Annotated in this window: 21 protein-coding genes; 15 read left to right on the top strand and 6 right to left on the bottom strand. The window is 60.6% G+C overall.

The genetic code is table 11. From position 1 onward, the window contains the following. The first annotated feature begins 91 nt into the window (after positions 1–91). Positions 92–1,708: a citramalate synthase gene (gene cimA, locus RRH01S_RS05135; RefSeq protein ID WP_007693034.1), complete on the top strand. Its 1,617-nt coding sequence runs from the start codon at positions 92–94 to the stop codon at positions 1,706–1,708. 111 nt (positions 1,709–1,819) lie between these two features. Continuing rightward, complete coding sequence (gene rarD / locus RRH01S_RS05130; RefSeq protein WP_007693035.1) at positions 1,820–2,731, top strand: EamA family transporter RarD; 912 nt, start codon at positions 1,820–1,822, stop codon at positions 2,729–2,731. A gap of 28 nt (positions 2,732–2,759) precedes the next feature. On the opposite strand, the gene RRH01S_RS05125 is transcribed toward rarD, so the two are convergent. Next, positions 2,760–3,383, bottom strand: coding sequence for an LOG family protein (locus tag RRH01S_RS05125; RefSeq protein WP_012651182.1), 624 nt, complete (start codon positions 3,381–3,383; stop codon positions 2,760–2,762). A gap of 155 nt (positions 3,384–3,538) precedes the next feature. Here RRH01S_RS05125 and RRH01S_RS05120 point away from each other — a divergent pair, with 155 nt between their 5' ends. The 6 genes from RRH01S_RS05120 (at position 3,539) to RRH01S_RS34330 (ending at position 10,626) form a co-directional block, all read left to right on the top strand. After that, a complete protein-coding gene (locus tag RRH01S_RS05120) occupies positions 3,539–5,545 on the top strand; it encodes a LysM peptidoglycan-binding domain-containing protein (protein ID WP_007693040.1) in 2,007 nt (668 codons plus the stop codon). Positions 5,546–5,743: 198 nt separating this feature from the next. After that, on the top strand, positions 5,744–7,630 hold the full coding sequence (locus tag RRH01S_RS05115) for an ABCB family ABC transporter ATP-binding protein/permease (protein WP_007693042.1): 1,887 nt from the start codon (positions 5,744–5,746) through the stop codon (positions 7,628–7,630). Positions 7,631–7,703: 73 nt separating this feature from the next. Next, the gene (locus tag RRH01S_RS05110) at positions 7,704–8,402 is read left to right on the top strand and encodes an acid phosphatase (protein ID WP_007693044.1); all 699 of its coding nucleotides are present in this window, start codon (positions 7,704–7,706) and stop codon (positions 8,400–8,402) included. Between the two features lie 234 nt (positions 8,403–8,636). Next, the gene (locus RRH01S_RS05105) at positions 8,637–9,335 is read left to right on the top strand and encodes a phosphatidylserine decarboxylase (protein ID WP_007693046.1); all 699 of its coding nucleotides are present in this window, start codon (positions 8,637–8,639) and stop codon (positions 9,333–9,335) included. A gap of 20 nt (positions 9,336–9,355) precedes the next feature. After that, positions 9,356–10,216, top strand: coding sequence for a CDP-diacylglycerol--serine O-phosphatidyltransferase (gene pssA / locus RRH01S_RS05100; protein ID WP_007693048.1), 861 nt, complete (start codon positions 9,356–9,358; stop codon positions 10,214–10,216). 269 nt (positions 10,217–10,485) lie between these two features. Next, positions 10,486–10,626, top strand: a complete 141-nt coding sequence (locus RRH01S_RS34330) for a hypothetical protein (protein ID WP_007693050.1) — start codon at positions 10,486–10,488, stop codon at positions 10,624–10,626. An 80-nt stretch (positions 10,627–10,706) separates the two neighbouring features. Here RRH01S_RS34330 and RRH01S_RS05095 read toward each other — a convergent pair whose 3' ends face one another. Further along, on the bottom strand, positions 10,707–11,471 hold the full coding sequence (locus RRH01S_RS05095) for an SOS response-associated peptidase (RefSeq protein ID WP_012651180.1): 765 nt from the start codon (positions 11,469–11,471) through the stop codon (positions 10,707–10,709). 43 nt (positions 11,472–11,514) lie between these two features. Continuing rightward, complete coding sequence (locus RRH01S_RS05090; RefSeq protein WP_039973817.1) at positions 11,515–11,835, bottom strand: YnfA family protein; 321 nt, start codon at positions 11,833–11,835, stop codon at positions 11,515–11,517. Positions 11,836–11,984: 149 nt separating this feature from the next. Between RRH01S_RS05090 and RRH01S_RS05085 the strand changes: the two genes are divergently transcribed. The 7 genes from RRH01S_RS05085 to RRH01S_RS05055 all read left to right on the top strand — a co-directional run bounded on the left by RRH01S_RS05085 (position 11,985) and on the right by RRH01S_RS05055 (position 16,148). Continuing rightward, positions 11,985–12,404: an NUDIX hydrolase gene (locus tag RRH01S_RS05085; RefSeq protein ID WP_007693057.1), complete on the top strand. Its 420-nt coding sequence runs from the start codon at positions 11,985–11,987 to the stop codon at positions 12,402–12,404. 102 nt (positions 12,405–12,506) lie between these two features. Beyond that, positions 12,507–12,944 carry a TIGR02301 family protein gene (locus tag RRH01S_RS05080; protein ID WP_007693058.1) on the top strand — a complete coding sequence of 146 codons (438 nt, stop codon included), beginning with the start codon at positions 12,507–12,509 and terminating at the stop codon, positions 12,942–12,944. A gap of 105 nt (positions 12,945–13,049) precedes the next feature. Then, positions 13,050–13,307, top strand: a complete 258-nt coding sequence (locus RRH01S_RS05075; RefSeq protein ID WP_034518861.1) for a hypothetical protein — start codon at positions 13,050–13,052, stop codon at positions 13,305–13,307. 16 nt (positions 13,308–13,323) lie between these two features. Beyond that, positions 13,324–14,091, top strand: a complete 768-nt coding sequence (locus RRH01S_RS05070) for a hypothetical protein (RefSeq protein ID WP_007693061.1) — start codon at positions 13,324–13,326, stop codon at positions 14,089–14,091. Between the two features lie 73 nt (positions 14,092–14,164). Next, positions 14,165–15,004, top strand: a complete 840-nt coding sequence (gene ygfZ, locus RRH01S_RS05065; protein ID WP_007693062.1) for a CAF17-like 4Fe-4S cluster assembly/insertion protein YgfZ — start codon at positions 14,165–14,167, stop codon at positions 15,002–15,004. Next, a complete protein-coding gene (locus RRH01S_RS05060) occupies positions 15,001–15,618 on the top strand; it encodes a YfbR-like 5'-deoxynucleotidase (RefSeq protein ID WP_007693063.1) in 618 nt (205 codons plus the stop codon). Before ygfZ ends, RRH01S_RS05060 begins: the two co-directional genes overlap by 4 nt. Beyond that, positions 15,615–16,148, top strand: a complete 534-nt coding sequence (locus RRH01S_RS05055) for a tyrosine phosphatase family protein (protein WP_007693064.1) — start codon at positions 15,615–15,617, stop codon at positions 16,146–16,148. The genes RRH01S_RS05060 and RRH01S_RS05055 overlap by 4 nt, the downstream gene beginning before the upstream one ends. Before the next feature lie 61 nt (positions 16,149–16,209). Here RRH01S_RS05055 and RRH01S_RS05050 read toward each other — a convergent pair whose 3' ends face one another. The 3 genes from RRH01S_RS05050 to RRH01S_RS05040 all read right to left on the bottom strand — a co-directional run bounded on the left by RRH01S_RS05050 (position 16,210) and on the right by RRH01S_RS05040 (position 18,093). Then, the gene (locus RRH01S_RS05050) at positions 16,210–16,839 is read right to left on the bottom strand and encodes an EF-hand domain-containing protein (protein ID WP_234711647.1); all 630 of its coding nucleotides are present in this window, start codon (positions 16,837–16,839) and stop codon (positions 16,210–16,212) included. A 263-nt stretch (positions 16,840–17,102) separates the two neighbouring features. Next, positions 17,103–17,609, bottom strand: coding sequence for a superoxide dismutase family protein (locus tag RRH01S_RS05045; RefSeq protein ID WP_007693068.1), 507 nt, complete (start codon positions 17,607–17,609; stop codon positions 17,103–17,105). A 145-nt stretch (positions 17,610–17,754) separates the two neighbouring features. Continuing rightward, the gene (locus tag RRH01S_RS05040) at positions 17,755–18,093 is read right to left on the bottom strand and encodes a hypothetical protein (RefSeq protein WP_007693070.1); all 339 of its coding nucleotides are present in this window, start codon (positions 18,091–18,093) and stop codon (positions 17,755–17,757) included. Positions 18,094–18,393 lie beyond the last annotated feature (300 nt).

Here is an 18,393-nt window from a genome sequence, read left to right as displayed (position 1 = left end):
GAACGATACCTCTCCCCGCCCCTTCGACAAGCTCAAGGTGAGGAGAGGAAGTGACTGAGCAAGAAGAAACCGGCTCGCCGGAGGAAACAGTATGACACGCGAAAAAATCTATCTCTTCGACACGACCTTGCGCGACGGGCAGCAGACGCCCGGCATCGATTTTTCGGTCGAGGACAAGATTTCGATCGCCACCATGCTGGATGAATTCGGCCTCGATTATGTCGAGGGCGGCTATCCCGGCGCCAATCCGACCGATACCGCCTTCTTCAATGAGAAGCGGACGCAGACGGCATCCTTCGTCGCCTTCGGCATGACCAAGCGCGCCGGCGTTTCCACCTCCAACGATCCGGGCCTTGCGACCCTCCTGCAGGCCAAGGCGGACGCGATCTGTTTCGTCGCCAAGAGCTGGGACTATCACGTCAAGGTCGCGCTCGGCTGCACCAACGAGGAAAACCTCGAAAGCATTGCCGAAAGCGTCAAGGCGGCTGTTGGCGCGGGCAAGGAAGCGTTGGTCGACTGCGAACATTTCTTCGACGGCTACAAGGCCAATCCGACCTATGCACTGGCCTGCGCCAAGACGGCTTACGAGGCGGGGGCGCGCTGGGTCGTGCTCTGTGACACCAATGGCGGCACGCAGCCGCCGGAAGTGCGCGCCATCGTCGAGGCCGTGATCGCTGAGGGCGTTCCGGGGCACTGTCTTGGCATTCATGCTCATAACGATACCGGCCAGGCGGTCGCCAACTCGCTTGCCGCCGTCGAAGCCGGCGTGCGGCAGATCCAGGGCACGCTCAACGGCATCGGTGAGCGGTGCGGCAATGCCAATCTGATCACGCTGATCCCGACGCTGGCATTGAAGAGGACCTATAGTGAGCGTTTCGAAACGACGATCGATGGCGAACGGCTTCTTGGCCTCACCAGCCTGTCGCATGCCTTCGATGAGCTGCTGAACCGCTCGCCGGACCATCAGGCCCCCTATGTCGGTGCCTCCGCCTTCGCGACCAAAGCCGGCATCCATGCCTCGGCACTGCTGAAGGATCCGCGCACCTACGAGCATGTGCCGCCGGAAACCGTCGGCAATTTCCGCAAGGTGATGGTCTCCGACCAGGGCGGCAAGTCGAATTTCATCAATGCGCTGAAACGGCGCGGCATCGAGGTCGGCAAGGACGACCCGAAGCTCGATCGGCTGATCCAGATCGTCAAGGAACGGGAAGCCACGGGCTACGCTTATGAGGGCGCCGATGCCAGCTTCGAGCTTCTGGCGCGCCGCACGCTCGGCACCATTCCGGACTTCTTCGCCGTTGACGGCTTCCGCGTCATGGTGGAGCGCCGCTTCGATTCCCACGGCCGTGTGAAGACCGTTTCGGAAGCGGTGGTCAGAATCATCATCGACGGCCAAACGATCATGTCGGTTGCCGAAGGCGACGGCCCGGTCAACGCACTCGACCTGGCGCTGCGCAAGGATTTCGGCAAATACCAGCATGAGATCGACGATCTGGAGCTGGCTGACTTCAAGGTGCGTATTCTCAACGGCGGTACGGGAGCCGTGACCCGTGTCCTGATCGAATCCACCGATAGCGACGGCGTGCGCTGGTGGACGGTCGGCGTTTCCGAAAACATCATCGACGCCTCGTTCCAGGCGCTGATGGATTCCGTAATCTACAAGCTGATGAAGAACCGGCATATGGCGGGCAAAATCGCGGCGGAGTGATCCGCCGCTCATCAAAAACCTTGACCATGCCGTCAAGGAAATGAATTGGCCCCGCACGACGCTTTGGAGTAATCCCGTCCTCAATAAAAATAGCATGGGCGGAAAACACCAATGGCTACCGACACGGTCGCACCTGACGTCAAGAACGAGGACAGCCTGCGCGGCTTCGGCTTCGCGCTGACGGCCTACCTCTTTTGGGGCGTCTTGCCGCTCTACATGAAAGCCTTGGCGCATATTCCGGCCACGGAGATCGTCGCCCACCGTATTTTATGGTCCGTACCCGTTGCCGGGGTCGTGCTTCTGGCGCTCGGTCGTATGGGCGATATCAAGGCGGCACTCAGCAGTCCACGCACGGTCGCCATGGTATCGCTGACGGCGACGCTGGTGACCATCAACTGGGGAACCTATGTCTGGGCGATCAGCGCCGGACATTCGCTCGACGCGGCGCTCGGCTACTTCATCAATCCGCTGTTCAGCATCGCGCTCGGCGCCCTGCTGTTGAAGGAGAAGCTGGCACCGCTACAGATCGCCGCGATCTGCCTTGCAGCGGCAGCGGTGGTCATTCTGACCATCGAGGCCGGCACCGTGCCCTGGGTGGCGCTGACGCTGACCTTATCCTGGGGCTTCTATGCCTTTTTCCGCAAGACGCTGCCGGTAGGGGCAAACCAGGGCTTCTTCCTGGAGGTGCTGCTGCTCTGCATTCCGGCTACGCTTTACATCCTCTATCTGGAAGCGCGCGGCGAAGGCCATCTCTACCGCACGGGCATCTCGGATACGGCGCTTCTGCTCGGTTGCGGCCTGGTGACCGCCCTGCCGCTGATGATCTTCGCCAATGGAGCGAAGCTACTCAGGCTCTCCACTATCGGCATCATGCAGTATATCGCGCCGACGATGATCTTCCTCATCGCCGTCTTCGTATTCAAGGAGCCTTTCGGCACGACGCAGATGATCGCCTTCTCGCTGATCTGGGCGGGGCTGGTGCTCTATAGCTGGTCGATGCTGCGTCAAAGCCGGGCACGCTAACCGGAAAACATGGTTAGCAAGTCCTTAATCAGAGCTTTGAGATAACAGCCTCTTCGCCATCACGCGGTCCCTGCACTTCAGCGGCATGCTTGCGGATCGCCGGGATGATGTCGGCAATCTGGTCGATGACCAGCGGCTGGACGCGATGGGACGTATGGATGAAGCCTTCTTCCGTCATGTGGCGGATCAGCTCCATCATCGGATCCCAGAAACCGTTGATATTGGCAAAGACCATCGGCTTCTCATGACGGCCGAGCTGGCCCCAGGTCATGATCTCGACGATCTCCTCCAGCGTGCCGATACCGCCCGGCAGCGCGACGAAGGCGTCGGCGCGCTCGAACATGCCATGTTTGCGCGTATGCATGTCCGGGGTTATGATGAGCTCGTCCAACTGGCCGAGCGAATGGCGCGTCGCTTCCATATCGACGAGGAATTCCGGAATGATGCCGGTGACCTTGCCGCCATGCGACAGGACACCGCTTGCCACAGCGCCCATGATGCCCTTCGTTCCGCCGCCATAGACGAGGCGCAGCCCGCTCTCGGCGATGTGCTTGCCAAGCTCGCGGCCCGCGGCCATGTGGGCAGGATCGCGTCCCGGCCTGGAGCCGCAATAGACGCAAATGGATCGAATTGGCGCAGAATCGTCAGTCATAAATGCAAACAACTATGCTGCAGATGCTCAGTCAAGAATTTTCACAAGAAAACTTGTGCCAGAACATGCGGAAATGGCTGAGAAAGCTTGTAAAAGCAGGCGAAATCGTTAGCAATTTCAAGAGTGGGGACGATGCCGCCGCTTGGAGATAAATGATGATGAAGAACCGTGCCGGCTGGCTGGCTCTGTTGGTGCTGGTAATTGCGACCCTCCTGATGGTCTTTTTCGTGATGCCGCGCATCAACGGCGACAAGAAGCCGATCGGCGACGCCGTCAATCAGGCCAGCGACGCGGTAAAGAATACGATTACGGAGAGCGCGCAAAAAGCTGACGATGCGGCGCAAAAGGCAAGCGAAGCAACGCAGAACGCTGCCACAACCGCAATCAATGCCGCCGATGTCGTCAAGAAGCTCACCGATCTCAGCGGCGCGGCGACCGCCTCCCTCGCCGACTTCAAGGCGCTCTTCAAGGACGGCAAGGGTCCAAGCGAGGATATATTCGCAGCCACCAAGACGAAGGTGATCACGGCGCTGCAAGCGATCGTTGGTTTTGCCGTTCCCCAAGGGACGGACGCCACCACGACCGCCCTGGTCGACAAGGCGCATGACGGCGCCGGCAAGGCGCTCGCCATCATCCAGTCGCTTCCGGAAAACATCGCCGATGCCAATGCCGCGATCGACAAGGCGCTGGCAACGCTGACCGGCCAGGCCACACCGCAGACACAGGCCGCAGCCGGCTCCTCGACGCCGTCCTTCGACGTGCTGCGTGTCGAGCCCGACGGCTCCACCGTCATTGCCGGCTCGGCCGAGCCCAATTCCAAGCTGGAAATCGTCGACGGCGACAAGGTGGTGACGACCACCCAGGTCGGGCCGACCGGCGATTTCGTTGCCGTACTCGACAATCCGCTGCCGCCCGGCGACCATGAACTGGCGCTGCGCGCAACCGGCAAGGACGGCAAGGCCGTGACATCGGAAGAAGTCGCTACCGTTTCGGTTCCGAAGGACGACAAGAGCCAGCTTCTCGCCATGGTTTCCAAGCCCGGCGCGGCAAGCCGCATCATCACCGCACCATCGGCCAAGCAGGGACGCGTCACTCCGAGTGAGCAGACGACGGCCACCGACGCCAAACCACAGGACAATGCCGCCGTGGCATCCGCCAATCCGGCGACCGCCACTCCACCTGCCGCAACGTCCAGCGGCGAGCCGGACGTAATGGTCAATGCGGTCGAGATCGAGAACGACCGTATCTTCGTTGCCGGAACGACCAAGCCGAACACCAAGGTCCGTGCCTATGCCGACGACAAGCTGATCGGCGAGATCACGGCCGGAGCCGATGGGCACTTCGTCGTCGACGGCACGTTGCCTCTGGCGGTCGGCGACCACAAGATCCGTGTCGATGTCCTCGGCGCCAACGGCGACGTCGTGGTCCGCACCAGCGTCAACTTCACCCGCCCCGCAGGCAATCAGGTGACCGTTGCAGCACAGACACCAGCGGCTGCCGGTGCCAGCGGCAGTCCTGCTGCCACCACCATGGTGCCGCTTGATGAAGGCGAACTCGGCAAGCTGACGGAGAATGCCTCCAAGGCCTTCACCCTGCTTAAGAGCCTGTTCGCCGATGGCAAGCAACCGAATGCCGAACAGCTCGCCGCCGCCCGCTCGGGAACGGAAATCGCGCTCAAGTCCCTTTCGGAATTCCGTCCCACGATCGATGCGAATGCGGCGCTGAAACAGGCGGCCACGGATGCCTCCAACGCGGCGCTCAAGGCGCTGTCCACGCTTCAGGCCCTGCCGAAGGATCCGAAGTCGGTTGGCGATGCGCTGCCCAATCTCGATCAGATGATCGCCGCCGTCGCCAAACCGGAAAAAGCGGCGCCGGCAAGTGCCGAAACCGCCTCCAATGGCGGCGGCCCGAAAACCATCGAACAGGCGCCGCTATCGCAGGACACCAATGCGGTCATCATCCGCCGCGGCGATACGCTCTGGCAGATCTCCCGACGCATCTATGGCGCTGGCGTGCGCTACACGACGATTTACATCGCGAACGAAGACAAGATCAACAATCCGGACCGCATCCTGCCGGGCCAGGTCTTCGGCCTGCCGAAGGACGCGCTGCCGAATGCTGAAGAGCTGCACCGCAAGCGGCTTTCGGGCGGGCACCTGTAAAAGGCACGCTTCACGACAGACCGACACGATATGGCCAGGCGCGATCAGCGGCTGGCCATTGCTTTTACCCGCCATAAAAATGGTATAAGCCTGCCTCCAACCCCATTGCCCTGGTCATGATCCGACCGGGCCTTTCCAGCCAGGCTGCGCGATTGCGCACCGTTGCCCGGCTGCCTCACATATTCGCCGGAGACGGACATGGCAGACCGCAAGAAAACCATATCGGCGGATAGCAGCAATCCATTGAATACGCTCGTCAATCTCTGGCCCTATATGTGGCCGACGGGGCGCATGGACCTGAAGATGCGGGTCGTCTGGGCGACCGTCTATCTGCTGATCTCGAAATTCTTCCTGCTGCTGGTCCCGTATTTCTTCAAATGGTCCGTCGATGCGCTAAACGGCAAGCTGGACATGCAGGGCATCCTGCCGGCCTTCATGGTCGGCGCCCTCGCGCTCATCGTCGCCACCAACGTCACGCGCCTGATCCAGCTCGGTCTCAACCAGCTTCGCGACTCGCTCTTTGCCAGCGTCGGCCAATATGCCGTGCGCCAGCTCGCCTACCGGACCTTCGTGCACATTCATGAGCTGTCGCTGCGCTTTCATCTCGAGCGCAAGACCGGCGGTCTGTCGCGCGTCATCGAGCGCGGCACCAAGGGCATCGAGACGATCGTCCGCTTCACCATCCTCAACACCGTCCCGACCTTCGTCGAGTTTCTTTTGACCGCGATCATCTTCTGGCGCGGCTACGGCTTTTCCTATCTCGCCATCACGGCGGTCACGGTCTGGCTCTATATCTGGTTCACCGTCAAGGCGAGCGACTGGCGCATCTCCATCCGCCGGACGATGAACGAGAGCGATACGGACGCCAACACCAAGGCGATCGATTCTCTCCTGAACTTCGAGACGGTCAAATATTTCGGCAACGAGGAGATGGAGGCCAAGCGTTTCGACCAGTCGATGGCGCGTTACGAGAAGGCCGCCACCGGCGTCTGGACGTCGCTGGGCTGGCTGAACTTCGGTCAGGGCGTCATCTTCGGCCTGGGCACCACGGTCATGATGGTCGTCTCCGGCTGGGCCGTTCTCAACGGCCACCAGACGGTCGGCGACTTCGTCTTCATCAATGCCATGCTGCTGCAGCTTTCCGTGCCGCTCAACTTCATCGGCTTCGTCTACCGCGAAATCCGCCAGGGTCTGACTGATATCGAGGAGATGTTCGACCTTCTGGAGGTAAAGCCCGAGGTGACGGACGCACCCGACGCCAGGGAACTGGTCATCGGCCAGGGCGCCATTTCCTTCAAGGATGTGCATTTCGCCTATGACGCCGCCCGGCCGATCCTCAAGGGCATCTCCTTCGAGGTGCCGGCCGGCAAGACTGTCGCCGTCGTCGGCCCCTCGGGCGCCGGCAAATCCACCCTGTCGCGGCTGCTCTACCGCTTCTACGACGTCCAGAGCGGTACGATCACCATCGACGATCAGGATCTGCGCACGGTGACGCAGAAGAGCCTGCGCAAGGTGATCGGCATGGTGCCGCAGGACACCGTGCTTTTCAACGACACCATCGCCTACAACATCCGCTACGGACGGACGGGTGCGAGCGAGGACGAGGTGATGGCAGCAGCCGAAATTGCCCAGATCGGCGACTTTATCCGCCAGTTGCCCGAGGGTTTCGAAACCAAGGTGGGCGAACGCGGCCTGAAACTTTCCGGCGGCGAAAAGCAGCGTGTCGCCATTGCCCGCACCGTTCTCAAGGCCCCGCCGGTGCTCATCCTCGATGAAGCGACCTCGGCGCTGGACACCACGACCGAACAGGAAATCCAGACGGCCCTCGACGTCGTCTCCAAGAACCGCACGACGCTGGTCATCGCCCACCGGCTCTCCACCGTCATCGGCGCCGACGAAATCATCGTGCTGAAAAGCGGCGAGATCGCCGAACGCGGCACCCATGCCGTCCTTCTGGAACAGAACGGCCTCTACGCCTCGATGTGGAACCGCCAGCGCGAGGCAACGCAGGCCGAAGAACATCTGAAGCAGGTGCGCGAGAACGACGACCTAGGCGTGGTCAACCGGCTAGCGCCGGCGCGCTGAAGCAAGCGGCTGTCATGAGACTGAGATGCGCGCTTGATAGCGAGAGCGGTCACTCATTCGAAGAGGCCCCCGAATGCGCAATCTCGCCAGAACCTTTACCCTCCTTCTCGCCGTCGGTCTTGCCGCGCCGGTCTTCGCCGACGAAGCCAAGCCATTTGCCGATGCCAAGGAGATCAATCTCCTGAACCTTCTGCCCCCACCACCGGCCAATGACTCGGCCCAGACCAAAGCCGAGCTGGGAGAAATCCTGACGCTGCAGGTGACACGCACCCCGGAAATGGCGGCCCGTGCCGTTGCCGACGCCGAGGAAAACGTCTGGCGCTTCTCCGACGTCATCGACAATCCGAAATTCACCAAGGAAAACCTTCCGAAGTTCTCGGCCTTCTTCGATCGTATCGTCGAAACCGAGGGCGCCGTCGTCGATCCGGCCAAGGATGTCTGGAAGCGCCCGCGCCCGCATCTTTACAGCGATCTCGTCAAGCCGATCGTGCCTCTGTCGAAGTCCGGTTCCTATCCGTCCGGCCACACGACGCTCGGAACACTGATGGGTATCGTGCTTTCGAACATGGTGCCGGAAAAGAAGGCTGCCATCATGACCCGCGCCTGGGAATACGGCCATAACCGTATCGTCGGCGGCATCCACTACGCCACCGACATTGAGGCCGGCCGCATCGCGGGCACCGTCATCGCGCAGACCATCACGACCCATGAGGACTATAAGGCCGAATACGAGGCCGCCAGGGACGAGCTGCGAGCCGCCCTCGGCCTCTGATCTTCGCTGATCACAGCACTGGTATCAGCAAGCCGCCGGACCATCTTCCGGCGGCTTTTCATTTGCTGTCGCGACGGCCCTTTCAGCGTCGCGACAGCTTGTGCGTGATCATGCGTTTCGGAATGCGGGCTTATCCCGGCCGGTTTCGCCTGGGGGTGACTGCGTGAAACCATTGCCCATGACGGCTTTTGCCTGTAGTCACCGTCAACTGGCAATCATAGGAGCCCGCCATCGATGAGCTTGTTGAATAGCGTACGCAACGTAATCGTCCCCGTGCACAAGGAAGGTTATCCCTTCGTCGCAGGCTTCTTTGTTGCATCGCTGGTTCTGGGCTGGGTCTTCAAGCCGCTCTTCTGGATCGGCCTGATCCTGACGCTCTGGTGCGCCTATTTCTTCCGCGACCCCGAGCGCATGACGGCGCAGGACGACGATCTCGCAATATCGCCCGCTGACGGTAAGGTCTCCGGCGTGCAGATGGTCACGCCGCCGGCCGAGCTCAATCTCGGCACCGAGCCGATGCTGCGCGTGTCGATCTTCATGAATGTCTTCGATTGCCATGTGAACCGCTCGCCGATGCGCGGCCGCATCACCAACATCGCCTATCGCCAGGGCAGCTTCCTCAATGCCGAGCTGGACAAGGCGAGCGAGCAGAATGAGCGCAACGGCCTCGTGATCGAAACCAAGCATGGCGAAATCGGCGTCGTGCAGATCGCCGGCCTTGTTGCCCGCCGCATCCTTTGCTTCGTCAATGTCAACGAGCCGCTCGACGCCGGCGAGCGCATCGGCCTAATCCGCTTCGGTTCGCGTCTCGATGTCTTTTTCCCCGCAGGCGCCGAACCACGCGTCGCAGTCGGTCAGAGGGCGATTGCCGGCGAGACCATAATCGCCGAATTCGGCTCGCCGAAAGGCCCGACCGTTAGCCGCCGTAGCTGAGCCTCAAGGAAACGAGCAGGATGAAGACGCCTTTTCCACCCTTCGAGCCGAATGGTCCCAATGACGAGGCGCGCGGGCCGCGCCTTAGGGAAATTCCATTGCGGCTGATGGTCCCGAACATGATTACCGTCCTGGCGATCTGCGCGGGCCTGACCGGCATCCGTCTTGCTTTCGAAAACCGCTATGAGCTTGCCGTGGTCGCCGTGCTGGTTGCCGCCTTCCTCGACGGCGTCGACGGGCGCGTGGCGCGGCTGATGAAGGCCACGTCCAAATTCGGCGCGCAGATGGATTCGCTGGCCGATATCGTCAATTTCGGTGTCGCGCCGGCGCTTGTCGTCTATGTCTTCCTGCTCGATCAGGCACGCTCGCTCGGCTGGATCGCAGCCCTGATCTACACCATCGCCGCCGGCTTGCGCCTTGCGCGCTTCAACGTCATGGCGGAGCGCGAGCACAAGGCGTCGTGGCAGTCGGAATATTTCGTCGGCGTGCCGGCGCCGGCCGGCGCCATGTTGGTACTGCTGCCGGTCTATCTCGGCTTTCTGGGCGTGGAGCCGAGCAGAACCTACGCCTATTGGGGTGCCGCCTATACCGTGCTGATCGGCTTCCTGCTGGTCAGCCGCCTGCCCGTCTGGTCCGGCAAAACGGGAGGTAATGGCATTCGCCGCGATCTCGTGCTGCCGGCCATGCTGGCAATCGTCGTCTATGTGGCGCTGCTGATGAGCTACACCTGGCATGTCATGGTGGTGACCGTGATTGCCTACCTGCTGTCGCTGCCGCTCGGCGCCCGCTCCTGGGCGCGCAAATACGGCACCTTCACCATCAACGGCCCCGCCGATCCCGACGTCGACGATTCCAACGACGATATCGGTCGGCATATCTAGCCCAAAAGCCGGCATGGCTCGACGCGCCGCTCGTCTCGTTAGACGACTGGTTGCGACGTTTCACGCAAAGCGCGAAGATGGTTAATGAAGAATTAACACCCTGAGTAGGCGAGGAAAATACGAAAATTTCGCCCTCATCTCGCGAAATATGGTCGGTGTTTACAAAAGCTGATCGCCAGACGCCTTTGATTTGTCATGATTTACGACACATTAGCAAAGCAGTTTGGTGATTCAGAAAACACCAGCGGGAACAAGGTGAGGAGTAACCCATGACCACGAAGAAAGACGAAGCGGCACAACCGCAGGCAAAGATCGATCCGAGCTTGCTTTATCGTCCGCTCGGCCTGAAGGCCGTTCTGGCAGCACATCTGATGCTGAAAGCCAAGCCGATGAAAAAGAAGATCGCCTAAGACCAGACATTATTTGCCAGCCAGGGGGAGCCGACTGTTAGCAGCGGCTTGTGGCAGCGCCGATCTCGACACGAAGCCGTTCAGAAGAGGTTCAACTGGCCATCGCCAGGGTCCGGCTTCTTCGGCGGCTTGGTCGGAGCCTCTATCGCTACCGGCTCCTGCAAGTCAGGTCCCATATTGGCGACCTTGTTGACGCGATCCGAAACCGGGATCGCCTCGAAGAAGTCCTCCTGAACCGGTGCCATCAGGTCGAGAACCTCGCGCGGCTCCTGTGTCTTGCAATCCAGCCAGCGGGCAAAATCCTCCGGCTTGATGACGACGGGCATGCGGTCATGAATGGGACGCATCGCTCTGTTTGCAGCCGTCGTCAGGATCGCACCGGTATCGACTTCCGACCCATCGGCCGATGCCCATGTCTCCATCAGGCCGGCAAAGGCGATGACGCCGCCATCGCGCGGGCGTATCCAATAAGCTTGAGACTTCTCGCCGCTCTCCTTGGCGGGGCGGCGCCATTCGTAGAAACCCGAAGCGGGGATCAGAATGCGCCGATGACGCATGGCGGCGCGGAATGAGGCCTTGCCGATTGCGGTTTCGGCGCGGGCATTGATCAGCAGCGGAAATTCCTTCGGTTCCTTCACCCAGGCGGGCGTAAAGCCCCAGCGCACCAGCACCGCGCGACGATCCGGCAGATTGCTGCCCCGTTCCTGCCGATCGCCCGAGATGACGACGAGGATCGGCTGTGTCGGCGCTATGTTATAGCGCGCAGGAAAGCCTTCGCTGAGCAGGACGCCCAGCGCCTCGCCCACGTATTCCGGCGTCGATGTCAATGCAAAGCGTCCGCACATAGGGTTTGTTTTGCACCCTGAAAGCGCCGGGTCAAGGAGAAGGTCAACCGCGCGGGCCGAAGAGAATGATGGCGCCACCCGCAAGGCAGACCACGGCGCCGAAAATATCCCAGCGATCGGGCAAACGTCCCTCGGCCAGCCAAAGCCAGAGAATGGAGGCGACGATATAGACGCCGCCATAGGCCGCGTAGGTACGCCCCGCCGCATCGCTCGGCACCAGTGCCAAAAGCCAGGCGAACAGCGCCAGCGACACCAGGCCGGGCGCCAGCCACCAGATGGGCTTTGCCAGCCGCAGCCAAGCCCAGAAGGCAAAACAACCGGCAATTTCCGCCAGCGCGGCAAGGGCATAGAGTGCGTAGGTCATGATGATTTCCAGCAACGCGGGCGGCGGTCTCGAATCGAGGTTCTGATTTACGACTAAAAGGGCTTTCATCCGGCACAACAAGAGCCGTATCTTGCGAGGGCTTAGAGCTTTCATCACCGCCTGATATTTCCCTCGGAATCCGAAGATCCATGACCTCGATCCCCCGCCCCGCCTCTTCCGCCATTCTCGAACGCGACGGTCGTTTCCTGTTGGTGCTGCGCCGCAATCCGCCGTCGGCCGATATGTATGCTTTTCCAGGCGGACGGGCCGAGGATGGCGAAACACCAGCGGAAACGGCGTTGCGGGAGTTCGAGGAGGAGACAGGGATATCGGCCCGCAATCCCCGTCTGTTCGAGACTTACGATCTGCGGAGCCATGCAGCAGACGGGAGGCTCACCAGTCACTTTCTCCTCTCCGTCTTTCGGGTCGATGCCGACGAAGAAGCGACCGCCGAAGCGGCCGACGATGCCGCCGCGATCGGCTGGTACTCGCTGGAAGAGATCCGCGTCCTGCCCGTTCCGGCAAGCGTTCTCGAATGCGTCGAGCGGATCGCCGCAACCCGCGACTGACGGGATCAGCCGGGTTCCCGCGTTAACGATGCTTAACAATAACAGGGTGGAAAGCGAGCATTTCGCCTTGTTCCCGTCATGCTTGCCATATCAATTGGGCACATGATTCATCGTCGCCTCATTCATCCGCTTATGATCTGCGCCGCGCTTGCGGCCGCATTTCCGGCGTTTGCGCAGTCGGCGACGACCGTTCCGCAGGGACAGGCGCCCGCCAATAGTGGCGACGCCGAGCAGCCGACGCCCTATGACGACCAGCTTCTGCGGCTCTCCGAAATTCTCGGTTCGGTCAACTATCTGCGCAACCTCTGCAACTCCTCCGCTGAAGACGGTTGGCGGGTTGGCATGCAGCAATTGCTCGATGCCGAGACCAAGAACGAGCCGAAACGCAAGGAAAGACTGACCGCCGCGTTCAACCGTGGATACAGATCCTTTGCGTCGGTTTACACGAATTGCACGTCGCAGGCCGTTGTCGCGGAGGAGCGATACCGTAACGAAGGTGCAACACTTGCTACAGAAATAACCGCTCGCTTTGGAAATTGACGATTTATTAACCCCTTTTCGTACCGAGCCGTGTCGTTTTAGGAAAAGGCTGATAGAGTCGTTAAGCAAGCGGTAAGGACAATGGACGTCTCGAGGAAAGAAATGATGGAAGCCAGCCTGAACGAAATCGATGACATGATCGTCCACGAAAAGATGCAGGCAGCGCTGGAATACCAGAACGAAGCGTGGGCTGACGGGATGGCCGATGGCATTGAGCCGGAGATCATTGCCGACGCTGCGATTGCCCATGCCATCCGCGAGACTATTCGCATTCATGGGGAACAGGGCGCTGAGGCCTTGCTCGAATCGCTTAGGGAACGCATGCTTGCTGGTGAATTCTCTCCGAACCGCACCCTGCAATAACAGCCAGAGATCCTTTATGCATATCGTACCGGGCAATGAGTTTCGACGTTCCATTGCCTCGCTCGCTGCCGCGACCATGTTTTTCGGTAGCCTTGCCCAGCCGCTTCCCGCTCTCGCCTTCTCGCTGATCAATCCCCCCGCCGCTCAGCCGGGTGCTGCGAGCAAGCCCGCGCAGCAGAACAATGACAAGCCGGTCGAGCAGGCGCTGGAGGCGCCCTCCAAGGCTCTTCCCATGCCGGACCCGCTGGTCAAGAGCCAGGGGCAATCCAGCAGCAACGCCACCACCAGCGATGCCTCGACCAGCGGCAAGTCAGCAGAGATCATCTACGATATCAGCAAGGTGCCGGAACCGGTGCGCAAGCTACGCGAAACCATTGTCGAGGCAGCCGCTTCCGGTGATCTTGAGCGCCTGCGCCCGCTGATGAATATCGGCGGCGGCCTCAACCAGACGCAGGTGACGGCGGACGATCCGGGGGAAGACCCGATCAAGACGCTGCATGATCTCTCCGGCGATTCCGATGGCATCGAGATCCTGTCCATCCTCCTCGATATCCTGTCGAGTGCCTGCGCCCATGTCGGCCAGGGAACGCCGAACGAAATGTATGTCTGGCCCTATTTCGCCGAGAAGGACATCAAGACCCTGACCGCGCCGGAAAAGGTCGACCTGATGCGGATCGTCACTGCCGGTGATTTCTCCGACATGCTGGAATTCGGGGGCTATAATTTCTATCGCGTCGGCATCACGCCCGACGGCAAGTGGAAATTCTTCACCTCCGGCGAATGATCCGGCCGCAGAACTTGCGGTTCCCGAGCAGAGGCCCTACCTCTGGGCGATAGGCGAAATTAGCGGGTTCATCATGCCAGCCGTATTCCTCAGAGATCGCTCCTTTCTTCGCGTCACCGGCGCTGAGGCGGAGCCTTTCCTGCACAATCTCATCACCACCGACCTTGTCTCGCTCGGCACGGACGAGGCGCGTCCGGGCGCGCTGCTGACGCCGCAGGGCAAGATCCTGTTCGACTTCATGATCTCCAGGGACGGCCCCGGCTTTCTACTGGAGACCGATACGGCGCAAAGGGATGGGCTGCTGAAACGGCTCACCATGTACCGGCTGCGCGCACCGGTCGATTTCGCTGTCGGGGAAACCGAGGGCGTTACGGTCGCCTGGGGCGACAATGTTGCCGAAGGCCCCAGGGACAGCCGCTTCGCCAAGGCGGGCATTGCATTGACGCGGACATCAGGTCATCACGGCGACGATGCCGAGGCACTTTACGAGGCGCTGCGCATTGCCAATGGCATTGCCGTTTCCGGCCAGGATTTCGCCCTGCAGGACGCTTTTCCGCATGACGTGCTGCTGGACCTCAATGGTGGCCTCGGCTTCCGCAAGGGCTGCTATGTCGGCCAGGAAGTGGTTTCCCGCATGCAGCATCGCAGCACCGCGCGCCGCCGGGTCGTCATCGTCATCGGCAGCGCCGATCTGCCCGCAAGCGGCACGGAACTGACCGCCGGCGGCAAGCCGATCGGCACGCTCGGCTCTATCGAAGGCGCCAACGGGCTTGCCATTGTCCGCATCGACCGCGCCGGCGAAGCTATTGCGGCCGGCACGCCGATCCTGGCAGCCGGTCACGAGGTCTCCGTTGCACTGCCCGTTTGGTCCGGCCTCTCCTTCCCGACGCAGACCGATGAGGCGTCGGCATGACATCGGGTGCTACCCCGCGTGCCTGGCAGCGCATGCTGTCCGGTCGCAGGCTCGACCTACTCGACCCCTCGCCGCTCGACGTCGAAATCAGCGACATCGCCCATGGCCTTGCCCGCGTCGCGCGCTGGAACGGCCAGACCTCGGGGGATCATGCCTTTTCGGTGGCGCAGCATAGTCTCGTGGTCGAGGCGATCTTTCGCCAACTCAATCCGGCGACACCGGACGAACTGCTGGCAGCACTGCTGCACGATGCTCCCGAATATGTCATCGGCGATATGATCTCACCGTTCAAATCGGTGGTCGGCGGCGAGTACAAGCTGGTGGAAATGCGCCTGGAAGCGGCGATCTACCGGCGCTTTGCCCTGCCGCCGCATTGTGCTCCGCAGTTGAAGGCAAAGATCAAGAAGGCCGATACGGTGTCCGCCTATTTCGAGGCGACGCTGCTGGCCGGTTTCACGTCAGCGGAAGCGCGAAAGTTCTTCGGCCAGCCGCGTGGCATTACACAGGACATTCTGCCGATCCAGCCGATGCCGGCGGTGGAAGCCCAGCGGCTTTTCCTGAAGCGTTTTGAAGCGATCGAAGCCGAACGCGCCAGCGTGAGTGCCGAGGCATGACCGCGATCGTCGTATCGCCGCTGGCCCGCATCGCGGAAATGGCCGTACGCCACGGTGCATCCGAAATGATCAGCCTTATGGCGAAGGAACAGAGCTTTCATCGTCCCGCCGTTATCAAGGCGGATAGGCATCTGTTGCTCGGCATGAACGATATCAGCTTTGCCGGCACCGGCAATCTTGTCGCGCCGCAAGAGACGCATGTCCGCGACATCATCGATTTCGCGAGAAGCTGGAATCGCACCGCGCCGCTGCTGATCCATTGCTGGATGGGCGTGTCGCGCTCGCCTGCAGCGGCTTTGATCGCAGCCCTTGCCGTCCATCCCGAAGAGGACGATATGGTTCTCACCCGTCGCCTGCGCGCCGCCTCACCCTATGCCACACCGAACACGCGGCTGGTCATGATCGGTGACGATGTGCTTGGCCGTAAGGGCCGGTTGGTCGACGCCGTCAAGGCGATCGGCCGGGGTGCTGACGCGGACGGCAATGCGCCCTTCGTGCTGCCGCTATTGGCGAAGATCGACGTCCCATAAAAAAACGGAGACTGCATTTGCGCAATCTCCGTCCATTTCAAGTCTTAGCCGTAACCGCCGATCAGGCGGCAACGCTGTCCGTCTGATCCGTATCATACTGACCATAGGTATTTTGATAAACGTTCATCGAGGCCTGCATCTCGCTGATGAAAACTTCCAGAGCATTCTGGTCAGCAGTATCGCCGCTGCTATCGCCAGAGGATTGCTCCTGCGACAGGACATCGGCGGCGGACGGATCGGTCGGCTTCAGGACATCGAGGCCTTCGGCGAACTGATCCTTGTCCAGCGAGCCTGAGTTTTGGGTATCCAGGCTCTTGAACAGGTTCGCAGCATCGCTTTCGCTCATGTCCTTCGGGCGTCCGGCCACGAACTCGTCGGAGGAAACCTTGCCATCCTTGTTGGTGTCAAGGCTGGCGAAGAGCTGGTCCATCGGTGATTGGTCAGACGAGTCGTCGCTCGACGTGTCAGTGCCGGTCTGGCCGCTGGCGCTCGCCTGCTGCATTTGCAGCAGCATGGACGCCAGATTGCCAGAGAACGCACTCGTCGGGCTCTGATCGCTGCTGTCATCGCTATCTTCGTCGCCGAGAACGCTCGCCGACAGAAGCCCTGATTGTGCTGCTTCCTGCAGCTCCTGGGCGTCCACAACGCCGTCATGGTTTTTATCAAGGGGATTGTACGAGGCAGCGCTCATGCTGCTTCCAACTGAAGAAATACCACTCATCCAAATCTCCTGAAGTAAACGCCATCCGGCGCTTTCCGTGGGACGCAGTACGCTTGTTGAAATGCCTGATGGGATAGGCCGATTTGGAGAGGTGGTCAAAGATAGGTGTTAATTGATCATTAACCCCAATTGACAAGCATCGAATCACATCACCGGTGGGTCTCCGCATGCGGAAGACAACCGGCGCGTGGCAAAGATCGGAACAAATGCCGCGAATCACTAAGGCGGCAAAACTATTGGATGACCGCGCAGGCCAGCCGCTTGCCGGCACCGCCAACGGGCTGGCTGCGGTAATCATCGGAGTCCGCGTGGATCATCAGCGTCCGGCCACGGATGCCGTTCTTACCGTCGAGCGATACCATGCCGTTGAAAACCTGCGCCCGCAGCTTGCCGTCCTGATCGACATATTGATTGGGCATATCGCCGGCATGCGGACCATTGGCCGCAAGCAGACCATGCTCCGCCTTGGTGGGATTGAAATGGCCGCCGGCGGAATCGAATCCGTGCGTATGGTCGCAGCGATCGCTCTCGTGGATATGGAAGGCAACCCAGCGGTTGACCGGCAGGCCGGAGACATCGAGCTCGATCAGCACGCCCGTCTTCGCCTCTGTCAGGACCGCCCGTCCCGACTGCTTGCCGTCGGCACCGACAAAATTGGCGATCGCCGTCTGCTTGCCCTGCGCGAACGCCGGCAAAGCCGAAACCAGCGCCAGCGTTGCGGCAATAATGATCGTTCTCATGGATACATCCTCCCTTTTGGCATTACCAATGCAACGCATCACGGGGACGGGTGTTCCGGCGAGGAGGAAAATGAATGGTTTCAATCACAAAGAAGCGGTCCGCCGTTGTCCGGCGAACCGCTATAATCACACTGGCAAAAGAGGATCAGGCCGCTGCGCTGTCCACGTCGTACTGGCCGTAGGTGCTGTTATAGGCATCCATCGGCGTCAGCAGGTCGAGGTCGAAAGCGCTGTTCGTCTCCAGCGATTTGCCCGTCGCAGTCGTGCCGGCAATCGGCATTTGCATAAGCTTCGCCATCAGGCTGCTCAGCGCACTGCTTGTTCCATCGCTGCTTTCGGCATTCGAATCGGCCTCGAGGATACCCGGGCGTTCATCGGCTTCACGCTCCTCACGGCTCAGGACACCATCATCATTCGCGTCGAGCCGCGAAAGAGTGCCCCGATAAGGATAGGAACTGTTGGATATGGAAGATACATGGGACATACAAACCTCCTAGGGTTAGGAGCCGCCTCATGCGACATCGTTTGTACGCAATACATTTCAGTTGAACTATATATGTGCTGATAGGCCGGTTCTCAGCACCGGTAAAGGCCAAATTGTTAATGAGTATTAACAATAGTTTCCAAGTTATAAATTAACACACCCTAATAATTCTAAAGCCGCCAGCAAACCAGAACACGCCATCTCCGGCGCGTAATCCCCTGGAATCATAGGTAAATTGACTGATCTACCCTTACTCCCCGGCTCATTTCGTATAATGTGCGGCCAAGAGCCCATGGAGGG

The sequence above is a fragment of the Rhizobium rhizogenes NBRC 13257 genome (assembly GCF_000696095.1).
Taxonomy (GTDB): Bacteria; Pseudomonadota; Alphaproteobacteria; order Rhizobiales; family Rhizobiaceae; genus Rhizobium; species Rhizobium rhizogenes.
Note: the sequence above shows the minus strand (reverse complement) of the source record. Positions and strands in the feature narration are given on the sequence as shown.